Annotated in this window: 11 protein-coding genes; 3 read left to right on the top strand and 8 right to left on the bottom strand. The window is 45.7% G+C overall.

The features are described from left to right. Positions 1–2: 2 nt before the first annotated feature. Positions 3–2,900 carry a DUF6493 family protein gene (locus AABK39_RS08905; RefSeq protein WP_338394580.1) on the bottom strand — a complete coding sequence of 966 codons (2,898 nt, stop codon included), beginning with the start codon at positions 2,898–2,900 and terminating at the stop codon, positions 3–5. Positions 2,901–2,913: 13 nt separating this feature from the next. After that, on the bottom strand, positions 2,914–4,260 hold the full coding sequence (locus AABK39_RS08900) for an SWIM zinc finger family protein (protein WP_338394579.1): 1,347 nt from the start codon (positions 4,258–4,260) through the stop codon (positions 2,914–2,916). Between the two features lie 431 nt (positions 4,261–4,691). Between AABK39_RS08900 and AABK39_RS08895 the strand changes: the two genes are divergently transcribed. Then, on the top strand, positions 4,692–5,099 hold the full coding sequence (locus AABK39_RS08895; protein WP_338394578.1) for a hypothetical protein: 408 nt from the start codon (positions 4,692–4,694) through the stop codon (positions 5,097–5,099). Positions 5,100–5,488: 389 nt separating this feature from the next. Here the strand turns inward: AABK39_RS08895 and AABK39_RS08890 are convergent, their stop codons facing one another. After that, entirely contained in the window at positions 5,489–6,661 is a 1,173-nt protein-coding gene (locus AABK39_RS08890) for a hypothetical protein (RefSeq protein ID WP_338394577.1), read from the bottom strand. Positions 6,662–6,794: 133 nt separating this feature from the next. On the opposite strand from AABK39_RS08890, the gene AABK39_RS08885 reads away from it, so the two are divergent. Both AABK39_RS08885 and AABK39_RS08880 read left to right on the top strand, forming a co-directional pair. Continuing rightward, positions 6,795–7,724: a helix-turn-helix domain-containing protein gene (locus tag AABK39_RS08885; protein ID WP_338394576.1), complete on the top strand. Its 930-nt coding sequence runs from the start codon at positions 6,795–6,797 to the stop codon at positions 7,722–7,724. Positions 7,725–7,779: 55 nt separating this feature from the next. Then, positions 7,780–8,763 (top strand): ADP-ribosylglycohydrolase family protein, encoded by a 984-nt coding sequence (locus tag AABK39_RS08880; protein WP_338394575.1) that lies wholly within the window; start codon positions 7,780–7,782, stop codon positions 8,761–8,763. A 258-nt stretch (positions 8,764–9,021) separates the two neighbouring features. Here the strand turns inward: AABK39_RS08880 and AABK39_RS08875 are convergent, their stop codons facing one another. The 5 genes from AABK39_RS08875 to AABK39_RS08855 all read right to left on the bottom strand — a co-directional run bounded on the left by AABK39_RS08875 (position 9,022) and on the right by AABK39_RS08855 (position 12,583). After that, positions 9,022–9,735 carry an SDR family oxidoreductase gene (locus AABK39_RS08875; RefSeq protein ID WP_338394574.1) on the bottom strand — a complete coding sequence of 238 codons (714 nt, stop codon included), beginning with the start codon at positions 9,733–9,735 and terminating at the stop codon, positions 9,022–9,024. A 94-nt stretch (positions 9,736–9,829) separates the two neighbouring features. Beyond that, entirely contained in the window at positions 9,830–10,315 is a 486-nt protein-coding gene (locus AABK39_RS08870; RefSeq protein WP_338394573.1) for a DUF2938 domain-containing protein, read from the bottom strand. Between the two features lie 73 nt (positions 10,316–10,388). Beyond that, positions 10,389–11,237: a helix-turn-helix domain-containing protein gene (locus tag AABK39_RS08865; protein WP_338394572.1), complete on the bottom strand. Its 849-nt coding sequence runs from the start codon at positions 11,235–11,237 to the stop codon at positions 10,389–10,391. Between the two features lie 83 nt (positions 11,238–11,320). Continuing rightward, on the bottom strand, positions 11,321–11,890 hold the full coding sequence (locus AABK39_RS08860) for a hypothetical protein (protein ID WP_338394571.1): 570 nt from the start codon (positions 11,888–11,890) through the stop codon (positions 11,321–11,323). A gap of 231 nt (positions 11,891–12,121) precedes the next feature. Beyond that, on the bottom strand, positions 12,122–12,583 hold the full coding sequence (locus AABK39_RS08855; RefSeq protein ID WP_338394570.1) for a GyrI-like domain-containing protein: 462 nt from the start codon (positions 12,581–12,583) through the stop codon (positions 12,122–12,124). Positions 12,584–12,855 lie beyond the last annotated feature (272 nt).

Genomic DNA, 12,855 nt, shown 5'->3' with positions numbered 1-12,855 from the left:
TATCAGGCCATTGCCATTAAAGATTTGACCGTCTTTGCCAAACTTTTCGTCTCCGCCCAAGCGTCCAACTTTCCATTCAGGGTTTCCGGCACACTGGATTTATTTTTTCTCAACAGCTCCTGATATTGTTCCAAAAGTTTTTTCAAGCCTCTTACCGGATCGTTTGGCAGTTTTGCCAAAGCATTTTCCAAAACCGTCTGTAGGCGCAAATCCAACCATGGAGACATATGCAATAACTGTTGTGTCAACGTGTCGGTAAGGCGTTTCATTGGAGCGAAATTCCGGGAGTACATTGTTCCCAACATTTTGCCCAGCGATTCGGAATCGCACAAGCCCCGTTGCGTTTGCCGAATCCATACTTCGGAGGCCAAAGCCCTAGTGGTTTTATCTGAGTTCACCAATCCCGCGGCGACACACAAGTGCCCCATTTCGCCCATTTCGCAAGGGTGATCATTATAAAAATCGACTAAACGTTGCATAATGCGTTTGTCGTCTTCCCCCTCGGGCTCGGGAAAACGGGAATATTGCGCCAGCAAAGTTCCGGCAACCAATTCGGAACGGTAAGGCGCCAGTCCAAGGATTCTGGAAATGTCTTTGGGCAAACCGTTATGCCACCTGTTGTTAACATAAAGCAACGGATAAACCGAAATCTCAGGCATTTTCTTCGCAAGCAGGCTTTGGTCCAATCGGACCCTGTGCTCCGGAATATCTATTTCCAAAGAGGTTTTCGGAATTTCCAATTCTCTATATTTTTTCAATTTCGCATCCCAGCCCCACTCCTTGACAAAGTCGTCCTTCATCCGCCAGTCATAGTCACCGCTATAAAGCTTGCGGTCCGAGTTAGCCATTTTAAAATTCTCAAACGCTTTGAATTCCGTTTCGGGAGCCTTCGTCACACCAGCGGTCCACCAATGCGCTTCGTTATTGATTTCTCCTTTCGGCAAGGCTTCCTTATCGAATAAGAACAGCAAAAGGTCACGCCATTCACCAGTCAAGCCTTCTTCAATATAAGGCAAGATGCTTTCGGCCCCTTCCAAAACGACTCGACTCATTGCCAATTGCGCGTCCCAATGTTTTGGCTTGGCTTCCGCTATTTGCCACAACTTTAGTTTACCCGCAAGCGCTCTCGGATCTACCCAATGCGGGTCATTCGTCGGCGTAGACAATAATGGAAGATTCAACTTAACGTCGATCAATTCCAAAGCCTCGACCAATCGCTGTTTGAACAAAAAATAAACGGAGGAGTAACTTAGCTTTCCGTCGGTTTGCCAAGTTCGGAACCTGTATGCCCCGGATTCCAAAGTTTTCTCCGACTTCCAGCGTTGTTTTTCTTTATAGAATTTGTCTCTGATTTTCAGCAATCCTTTTGCTCCTTCCGGAAAACGGTCGATAAGACGGTCGGAATATTCGAGAAAAAACAAAGCGAAAAGGTAATTCGTATGTCCGATTTTCTGCTCCCACGGCGTACTGGCAACCTTATAGGCTTTTTGTAACACAGGCCCCAAAACAGAGACATCAGAATCCGCCCAATCTTGATCCAAGCGCACGACTCCGTCCAAAGCCAAATCGAAATGGCTATCGTCATTGTGTTCGAACACTTGGGTCAACAAAAAAGTCAGCGCCTCAATATCTTTCGGGCTCTCCAATATGCTTTCCTTGCGGATCGGGGATTCTACCGGCTCCGTTTCGTCCCATACCTCCACGTTTTCGGGCTCATTTTCTTCCAGATAGTCCGAAAGTAACTCTTTGGCCTCATAAACCAGACTCTCGGAATACGGAGCTATAACGCTCGGAATATCATCGGTTTTTCCCGCACATTTTTTCAATATTTTAGAAGCCCGCACCTGAACCGAAGCGTCCGTATGAGACAAAGCCTCCGCTACCGTCAGTGCAATCCTGTCAAAACCGTCAACGTGCAGTTTCAGTTGCTTATCCAAAATCATCAACGCGCTATTGACCACCGATTTTGTCTCGTGATTCAACAGCATGGAAGCGTAGTCGAGAAAAGCCTCATGGTCAAAACCGGAAACGCTACAATGTTTTTTGAAAAATTTAAGAATTGTGTTCGGTACCTTGCTTTGGGGACTACTCAAGGCTGACATCATCTCTCCAGACAGTTCCAAGACGTCTTTTTCCGTCGGGTTCATCGCTTCAAAACAATGCATATACCAACCTGTCTGCGGTTTGTTGAATCCTTGGATCGTGCCTTTCAAGCACTCCCGCATCAAACGTACCCTGTCAACCAGCCCTAAATTGACAAGTTCCTTGAATACAGTCAACCAAACGCTTTCGTTTGCCTTTCCCGGCGTCCAGTCCACCACCGCATAATAAAATTCGGAAGGCGTATCAAAAAAGTACCAGATATGTTCGGCCAAGGTCTCATCGTACTTCGTCAGCATCTCTACACTCTGGCGCATGAAGAATTCGTTGTCTCGATAAATTGGGCTCCACCTGTCCAGGCACCTGGCCCACAGCATTTTACTAGGGCTCAGCCAGCCTTTCCGGCTCATTTCCAACAACCAATCGTATTTTATCCCTAACGGCACGTAACCTTCCTCTCGCTCGGCAAACCTGTTTAGATAATCACTAAACCAATTTGTCGGGGTAATGGCCAGAAGCTCTCCGATTTCCTCTTGTTTTAAAAACACCGTCGAGAATTTGCTAAAGTCCCGCTCCGTCAGACACGTGAAGACTATACCGCTAAGCAACCGGCGCTGATATACGGATCCCTTGTAGCCGTCGTACAGATTGTTATCATAGCGGTTATAATCCTTCGCCAAAGCTTTAGCCTTTTTCGCTATCGCCTTGCGACCTTCCGCACCGATTTCCGTCAAAAACTTAATTCCGCCATCCCATTTTCCACGCTCAACTATCCTCTCCAGTTCTTTTTCCAGTTCCATCTCTCCGGCTTTCTTACTTCGTGTTTAACATCTTTTTCACAGCCAGCACATGCTTGCAAGCTCCCCGTTCCCCTTGGTTTTTGGCATACCAAGCGCAGGTACATTGGGCTTTCTCCCCCTTAATCACGATTGTGTGGCGGACACCGCTTCCCTCAACCCTGGCCTCCACCCTATCCGGGTCTTTGCTTACGATCGTTACTTTGCCTTTTTCCAAGAGTTTTTCGGCGCCTTTCGCCCTCGGGTTCAAGCTCATGATTCGCTCCATTTTGAATGGAAGGCGACGATAGTAAAAAGCGTTATCATCCAAATCAAAGCCCAAAAGCCCCATCGCCGACAGCCTCGCCGTCAATTGATCGATTTTCGCAAAATCGACATCGGTTTGGATAGCGGTCATCGTGGCGTTGAAACTTTGGTTCGCAAAGCTGTAATTGTCGAAACGGCGGATCAATGTTTCGGGAACATCTTCCATCAAAGATTCCAAAGCGGCACCCTCGCCCGAGAAGCCCCGCCAAGCATCACGGGAAAGCGTGATATTGAAGCGAACCGGCCCAAAATACAATTGCCAAGTAGTGGACTGCATGTCTTTATGAGCGAAAACCCGGACCTCGTCAACCAAAGGCAAAAGGCCTTCGACAAGGCGCAAACGATGGACACCACCCACGCAAACGCCGTCGGGCATCTTGGCGGGCGACAAGACCGGGCGGGTGCCTCTCATTCCCAAAAAATAATCCGTTTTCACTTTGCTTTTCGGAACGCTTCTGAAAAGTTGTAAAGCCTGCAAACGGTTAAGGCGGAAACGTTCCTCGCTATCGGCTAGATACAGCTGGACAGTGGTCATTCCTTTTATCCACTTTGTGGGCAAAGGCACTTTCCGCTCAACCACCTTGGCGCCGGACGTCTCCACGCTCACCGATTTTTGCCCTACGGCCAACATCACATCCTCTTTTCGGCGCACACTGCCCAAAGCACCAATCATGGGTTGGTTAAAATCGACATTGGTAGTGCCTTGGTCCAAAAACTCTCCGTCATGGCCATCCGGCAATACATCTACACGCGCGTAAACCCCGGCGCAATGCGAAAAACCTTCGAACCGTATCGTATCGTTTCCTGCCGTCACCACCGGGTCTTTCAATAACGCGAGCTGAAAAGGCGAAAGGTTAAAGCTGGACTGCACTACCTTCGACAGAGTAATCAGGCACCGGGCGGTGATATACGGATCGGCCAATTTTCCCCAGAAAAAACACGGCGCTCCGGTTTTCCGTTCCAGTTCGCTGTATTCCGAAAGCAAAAGTTCGTCGGCCTCGGCGGTTTTACGCAATGCCGAGGCTACGGCGTATTGATAGTTAATAGTGTCGGTCATAATTATCGGATCTTCAGAAGCATTTCCGTGGAATCGCAAAACGAATGCAGGTCCAGGTCATCATCGTGACCTACGTATCCACAGACCTTAGAATCAGAAATAAATTTCGTCTTTTTTTCCTTTCGGAAACACCCCGTAAACCGTGTAAAAAATGAAACCGGAGCTAAAAATGCATATAGGCTTCAGCCAACAGACCGTCTCACTCAACGGCAAAACACAACAGGTACGGAACTGACGCAATCACACAAATCTATACCGCCCCGTTAATGCTCCAAAACCGAACAAAATCCAACATAAAAAATGTCCGATAACGATACACTGTTTTTTGCAACCCCAAAGACAAACCACCTCAGCGCCCCCGTAAAGGCCGATTCTGATATTTGGCACGCCCTATGGATTAGATTTGGCATAACCGACAAACATACAATGCCATGAAAAGCCTGATTCTAGCCATAGCACTTCTTCTTACCCTCACGGCACAAGGTCTTTGCGAAGGTCTCCAGAAAGACGCCGTAGTTCAAGCAGTAGAACAACAAGTCCTCGACAAAAGCGATTTCCACGGCAAAACTATCGCTGTGAGCTTGTCCAAAGAAACCGGCACAATGACCGTAACGGTAAAACCCGACAGCGTACAGAAATCGGAAGACACCCATACACTAATCAACCTGAAAAAAATCGATGATCTCGATTACAAAACACGTGTGATCCGCTATTTCGGAGGACTTCTCAAAGAAGACGTTTACGGAATCAAAAAACTTACGGTCCAGGCAGGGGAAAAAGTCATCACTTCCGCCTTTACCCGCTCAAATCTTAGCGCTGTCGTAAAGCTCTTTTATTAAGAGGTCGAAAACGCTATAGCTAGGCAATTGCTTCTTTATATAGATCGGTTTGATTTAATCCTAAAGGGCCCAAGCGGGCCCTTTTTCATTTATTGGAAATTATGGTTTTCACTCCTTTTCAGGGACATACGGGTAAATGGAACTTAACCTTACAAACAAATCAAAACGCCTTATCCGAACGAACAAAGCTTCTTCTTATTCCAGCCAAAAAAATCGCCTCTACTGAGCTCCATAGACTAATACCTCTTATAGCATCTCGCTATATAAAAGCGGAACCACATTAAGGTTCCGCTTTCGGTTTTCGGCTTAAAGCCATGTTCAAGCCAGAATCATAGACCTATCGGGGTTTTAAGGTTATTATGAGAAAACACAATTTGGGCATTTGCGGATCATGAACCCGCATTGATTTCCAGCTTCATGATCAGGCCTTTGCTTCCCACCATAAATATTTTCTTATCCGAGACCATAAAAACATCCTCCCAACCTGCGGTTACGTGGTCGTGCTGAATTCGTTGCCACGTGTCCCCTTTGTCCAAAGACACAGTCACGAACTCGGGCTTTGTCAAATTATTGGCTTTATTCCAACCCACAGCCACGATAGTGTTATTCTTGAGTCCCACCGCTTTCAGCTTGTTATCGGCTCCATAATCTATGGGCAACCATTGCGCACCCGCACCGTCTTTAGAAGCATACATCGCACCTTTTTCATTGTTTCCGCTAATAACGCCGTTACTTCCCACAGCCACAATGAATTTGTACTCAACCGCCAAATCCTCAAATCGAGGCGCCGTAGGGTTGTTCGGTTCCATCACGTTCCATTGATCTGAACTTTTTTGATGTGACGTAACGACCCCACGGTTCAACAATCCGCCCGTCAAATAAGTCGTCACTTCCATCTGGTTTCCGTGGAAAAAATTAATCGATGAAAAAGGATTGTTTTTAACCGCTTCTTTTAAAACGTTCGACTCCGTCGAAGACTTACGCCAGTGCGGATCCAGCGGATCATCCCAGTGTTCGCCCCCATCCGACGTAGTCAGGATATAACCTTCCGTTCCGTTAGACAAATTGCCCACTGCCATACCGTTATTTGCGTCACTGAAGGCAATGCCCGTTAGCCTCGATTTTTTGTGAGAATAATCGCACACTTTTTCCCATGAGGCTCCAGCGTCGCCACTTCTAAAAATAGCGGCATTCGAATAAGCCACGAAAACATCGTCTTCGGACGTTGCGTAAACGGATTCGGCAATCACTCCCGGATGGTCGTATGTCTTGTCCCAAACCGTATTCCAGTTTTCACCGCCGTCCACGGTCTTAAGAATAACACATCTCGACTTTGGATACATAAGAGGATCTCCGCCGGTGGCGTAACCCAGTCTTTCGTTTACGAAGAATACGCTTTTCAGCGTCATTTGCGTATCGGTTGTCATCGCCGAAGTCACAAACATCTGTTTCTTTCCGTCATCGGGGTCTTGCGGATCAGTATCGTCACATTTGTCGCATCCAACACCCACAATTACCGTTGCTATAAAAAGCAGTAAATGATTAAAATTAAATTTATTCATTGCATTATCTTTTGTTTTGCTACAAATTTAAACCATATCCCCCTCATAGAATTAGCTTAAAACAATCGAATAACAGAACAAAACAATCTAACGTATCGACAATCAAGGCGTTACCTATTAAGTTTGGAGATAGATGAGCAGAATGAAACGCAACGCACAGGAATCAAGCATATCAAAATTTTCGACAAGCGAGTTCAGGGAAAAATTCTTTGAAAAAGGAAGCGAACGTGACCATTTGTACAAAGGGGATCCGGACAGGTTTCTGATAGCCAAATTCGAGGAATTCAAGAACATAATTAAATTGCCCATACCTCCTTACCGAAGGGAGGTTTCCCAATTCTACCTCATAACTGACGGTGAGATGACCAAGATGTGCAACCTCAACGAGGTGAAGGTCCGCAAAGGCCAGGCACATCTCTGGCAACAAGACCAAATCACCTCCCTTTTGGGTTTTTCAAAGGACGTACAAGGCTTCTATTGTCATTTCAGTTACGATTTTCTTATCCAATCGCAATTCACCACCAATGTCACCAAACAGTTCGAAAGGCTAAACCAGTTCATGCATCATCACGCCCTGACCCTTAATCAGGATACGTTTGAAGCCGTTTCCAGTATTTTGGAAAGGATGCACCAAGAGTACCATGGACCGCACAACGCGGGCAAACTCAGAGCGTATTTGGTCGCCATGCTATTTGAGCTGAACAGCGCTCTTCCGGAACAGATTGACATCAGTAATTTTTCACGGCAGGAAGATTTGATGAACAGTTTCAAGAGCGTCATTTTCAAACATATCTCAAAAGAGCATTCTGTAAAGTTTTATGCCGACAAACTGCACGTTTCTCCCAACCACCTGAACAAAACCGTAAAACAATTAACGGGGGAAACGGCTCGGGATTGGCTAACAAAAGCCTTGGTATTGGGCGCTAAGGTTTTACTAAAGCAGACAGCGCTCAGCGTAAACGAAATCGCCTTCCAGCTTGGCTACGAAGACCCTTCGTACTTCACCCGTTTTTTCAAAAAAAACACCGGCATGTTGCCTTCGGAATTCAGGACCATGGACTAATCGGCTCCAAACAAATAATCTCTATATCTTTGCGAAAGCTTTCAAAACCCAATTCATGAACAAGGCGGATCAGTTCGAAGGATGCATACTCGGGGGCGCTATCGGAGACGCTTACGGCAGTGGCTACGAGTATTTGACTAAAGAAAACGAATCGGCATATTACCTTTTTGGAAAACCGAAAACCCAAGAGCCCAAATGGCAGATTACCGATGATACGCAATTGACATTGGCTACGGTTGAGGCTATGACCGAGACGGCGGAGATTAGTCCGGAAACGATAGCGGATAAATTCTTAAGCGACTTTAGAAAAGGCAAATTATCGGGACTTGGCGCCAGTACTTTGGGAGCCTTCAGGGCCTTGGATGTTGGCGCTCATTGGAGTCTTGCGGGACGAAAAGGCGAATATGCGGCCGGGAATGGGCCCGCCATGCGCATAGCTCCACTGGCCTTTCTTGACGAAATAGATTATTCAATTGTTCGGGATATTTGTTTTCTCACCCATCACAATGACGAAGCGTACGTTGGGGCAAAATGCGTAGTTCTGGCCATAAGGGAGATTCTCAACGGAAACTGGAACGGCAAATCTTGTTTGGTCGAAAAAATAATCCCGCAGATTCCCGACACAAGGGTCAGGGACAGGCTAATCAGGGTTAAAGAAATGGAAAACCTAGAAGCCATCGGCGCCTTGGGAAATGACGGGTATGTTGTAAACTCGGTACCCTTGGCTATCGCGGCGGCCAACCAAACACTTGCATTTGGCCCGGAAGAGATTTTTTCGAAACTGGTTTCGATCGGTGGAGACACGGACACAAACTGTTCAATTGCCGGGCAAATCATGGGAACACTCATCGGCAAAAAAGCATTTCCCGACAACCTAATCAAAAAATTGGAACGCTTGGCTGAATACCCCAGAATAAACCGTTCGGTTAAGCGATTTATAAAATCTAAAAAATTGGTTTCACGAGGTTTGAGCCTTCAATCGGCTTTGCAAGGCTTAAATCTCAGCTTTACTTTTTCGACTCCCTATCATGATCCATAAAAAAACCGTTAGGTTTAAAAATCACAAAACTAAATCCCACAAGATTTCAATACCTCCACGCCCCTCCAGTTTATCCAACAAAGTCTTTGGTGGGGTTACTTCCAGTTTGACAACCTTTAATGTTTCGGATTTTATTGAGTCAAATTTTTTCACGGTTCCTAACAAGCGCGAACATACGACGTAGCCCTTTTACTGTTTAATGATAAAAAAGTGGGCGTTGGCACCAACGCCCACTTCTCTTGATATTTTAATTCCGCCTTAAAACCCCAACCGCCCCAAAGTAACGCCCCCGTCAACATACAGCGTCTGACCGGTAATATAAGACGCAGACTCGGACATCAGAAACCTGACAGTTTCGGCTACATCCTCGGGCTTCCCTATCCGCCCGTTCGGAATCATCGACACATACCTTTTTTCGCCATCGCTTCCCGGCGGATTCGCCCGCCTGAAAAGGTCCGTCTCGATAAACCCGGGCGCCACGGCATTTACCGTGATCCCGTCTTTTACCAATTCCATCGCCCAACTGCGGGTCAGGCCTAGCATCGCCGACTTAGAAGCGCAATAACTCGAGCGATTCGGATAGCCCAAAGCCAAAATACTGGACATATTGACTATACGTCCCCAGCCCTTGGCCCGCATTCCCGGCACGAAAGCTTGGGTAGTCAACATTGCGGTACGCAGGGTGAGATTTATCACCTCATCAAAACTCTCGCAGGTCCACTCATCGATAGACTGCGGATTTACCGTTCCGACATTATTAAACAAAGCGTCAACCGTACGTTCGGTCGCAATCCGTTCCAAAACCTCTTTTGTAGCTTCGGCGTTGGACAGGTCTGCCTCGTAAAAGTTACCCGGAAACTCGTCCGGCGCCTTTCGGGCAATGCCCGTTACCTCAAATCCATTCTCAGACAAAACCTTTGCCGTCACAAAGCCCAACCCTTTGCTCGCACCCGTAATTACCGCATGACGCATACCCATAAACGCTTTTTCTGTATTGAAGTGAAAACAGCGGTCTTTGGTTCAGAAAATGGCCCGCTCATTAAGTGGGCGGAAGGTATCAGGCAAATTACCTCGTCCGCAAGGCCAACAAAAAAGCGCTCAAATACAATCCCATCCCGAAAACGGCGTGTATTACGAAACTCAGCATCCGGACTTTTCCCGGATCGGGAAGATTCGAAGCCGCAAGGCCGAAACCGAAAGCCGGTTGCATCAGAAAGAACGGAGCCACAATGGTCACGATTCCGAAAACCAAAGCCGGCAAAGGACTTGGCGACTCCAACCATTTATCGCCCACAACAGCTACCAAAAGAAACGAAAAGGATATTCCGATAGCGTAATGCGTAAACCATCCAATCAGTTGCTCATATGGCAGCGGAAGGGAATCGACGATCGTCTGATGACTAAACCTCCCTTTAAACATATGCCCAACCCAACGCCCAAGAAGACGGTAATCCAGCGTTTTTATGCCTATCAGATTCAATAAGAAGGTAAAAACATCCATAACAACGGTAGCTCCAACGCCAACGATAAGGGTTTTGAATAATGTGCTCATAGTCATAATTTTTGAACAAAATTACGGCTGAAGGACACTTGACGGATAGGACATCCCGCAAAAACGGCAGGACTTAGCTAAAGTTCTTACGAAAAGCTTCAGGGGTAAAGCCTGTCTGTTTTTTAAAAAATCGGATAAAATAAGCGGGATCCTCATAGCCCAATCCGTGAGCGATTTCGTTGACTTGGCTTGAGGTGGCCAACAAATTACGCTTCGCCTCCAATACGATCTGCTTGGTTATCAACTGCGAGCAAGTCGCTCCCAAAGCCCTCTTGGTCATCGCGTTTAGTTGATAAGGCGTAAGACTCAAGCGCTCCGCGTAATAAGAAACCTGCTTCTGTTCGCAAATCCGGGTTTCCAGCAAATCCAGAAACTCCTCAAGCTGTAACCTCTTCAGTGAATCGGGATTTCGCTCATCAACCCCCGTTCGGCACTGCCTGCCCAATTCTATAAAAATGATTTCCAAATACGCTTTTACGGCCTCCTTATACGCAAAGCCCCGCCCCTTGTATTCCTCAAAAATGGATTCCGCAACCGATAACAGTCTGGCAAACTCCGACTGTGGCAAGGTATAGGCGTTAGTCAGGGCCACCTTCCTAAGCATCGCCATACGTTGCGGTTCTTTGGACGGGTAAAACGACGCGTCGAAAAACAAAAGGTATCCCTTATTCCCCCGCTTAAGCCTCAACTGATGCACCTGCCAAGGACGAATCAGAAAAACCATTCTGTCGCCCACGGGATAATGCTGGAAATCTATATGGTGTTCTCCCTCTCCCTTCCGAAGAATCAAAAGAAAATAGAAATCGTGACGATGTAGTCCCTCGTTCATATCCTTATCCATCAGGACATCGCTCAGGTTTCTGATCGTAAAATTTCCGGTAAAATCGGACGGTTGGACAGTTCTTATCGGGATATCTTTCATAAGACATCGGGAACATATAATTTTTTATCCAAAACCCACGTTCATACCTCCGTTTATTTCCTGAGAAAGCATTGAAAAAATCTCTAGTAATAAACCAGCCTCATATTTTTATCAAATTCACCGCAGTCTTCTGAGATATAGTCTACCGCATAAAACTTATAACCATCAATAGCTTTATCTTCTATAAAAAAATGCTTTCGCTCTCTCTCACTTCCAGGTTTATCTCCCTCAATATAAGGCGGATTGCGGTCCACCCAATGCCAGTTCTTATTTTCGTTGCCACAACGAGCCAACACTTTGATTTTCACATCTCCACTCTTTAAATATTGAGAAAATGACGAAAATCTATTATCAATAAACTCCTCAAAACGCTCCGTAATCTCGATACAGGCTCTTCTATCCGGCACTTGTTGTACCGCCTCCGCAAACTCATCCGAAATAAAGAGCTTATGGTGAAGTAAATAATGATTCAAATCACCGCTCCACAGCCAATCTCCATTGGTATGCAAGCTTTCGTAATGCGTGATTGACTTATTGCAACACACACATTTCGTTAAGTCCAAAAGAATACAAACACTCAAATACATTACTTTTCCATTCGCCGTTCCCCCACCTCCTTTTCCTGAAATATCCCAATTATCAAGATACCTCAAGTACTTAGGTCTTACATCATAGAACTCTAAGGTCTTTAGGTTAAACGCGAAACTTTTAAAGTTATACATGAATCAACCAACTTAGCATTAACACCAGAAATGCCTTTTATATATTTTCTGCAAGCAATTATTACTAAAGATTGACATCTTCGCTAGACAAATTTCTAAACTAAAAAACACCCTCAGAAACATTCCTGAAGGTCAAAATAATCTTTAAGTCACACTCGAGGTTCACTCCTGCACAGAAATAAAAGTCTCAACCTCAGCTTCATTACCGTTGTGGTATTTTTCACCGTGAACAGTAAAATCCGCTTTATAAGACCGATCCAATTTTTCATCCTCCCATATTTCCATCCAAGTATGGACTACCGCCTCTGGCATCTTCCCTTTTGAAACATACTTTTTGTAGTGGTCTGCCTCAATAGTCACCCCCACGAAGCCATCTGGAATATCTGCCAACGAATTGACCAGCACTCCAATAATGGTAGTATATGGTCCCGTATGGTCAGTCACATAATCGGTGTATACCGCATAGATATCATCATTCACCTTGTTAGGAATTTGTTTCTCGATTCCCTCTCCCCAAAATCTTCCCCACAAAGCCTCGATGTCTTTCATGGCCTGGCCATTCTCATTAATTGTTCTTACAGAAATACCGACTACATGAAACGTTTGGATCATTTGATTACTCATAAGTCTGACTGTTTGTATTTTTAAGATCTGATTTAGCCTTCTACAAGAAGGAGAATTGAATTCATTAAAAGTAACTGACTAATCATCCATTTTAACGTTTCATAAATTTAGATCGCCCTGATGACAGCCTTATGTCAGGAGAGTTTTAGAATTACCACAGACCAACCCTAAGATTCTAAACTTGTATACAAGCAATTAAAACAAAAGTGTCAACATTACCCGGGTGATCTTGGTAATGTTGGCGCTCCAATACATCACAAATCGTTTCGAAG

The sequence above is a fragment of the Fulvitalea axinellae genome (genome assembly GCF_036492835.1).
Lineage (GTDB): Bacteria > Bacteroidota > Bacteroidia > Cytophagales > Cyclobacteriaceae > Fulvitalea > Fulvitalea axinellae.
The sequence above is the reverse complement of the archived record's forward strand: the minus strand, read 5'-3'. Positions and strand labels throughout refer to the sequence as shown.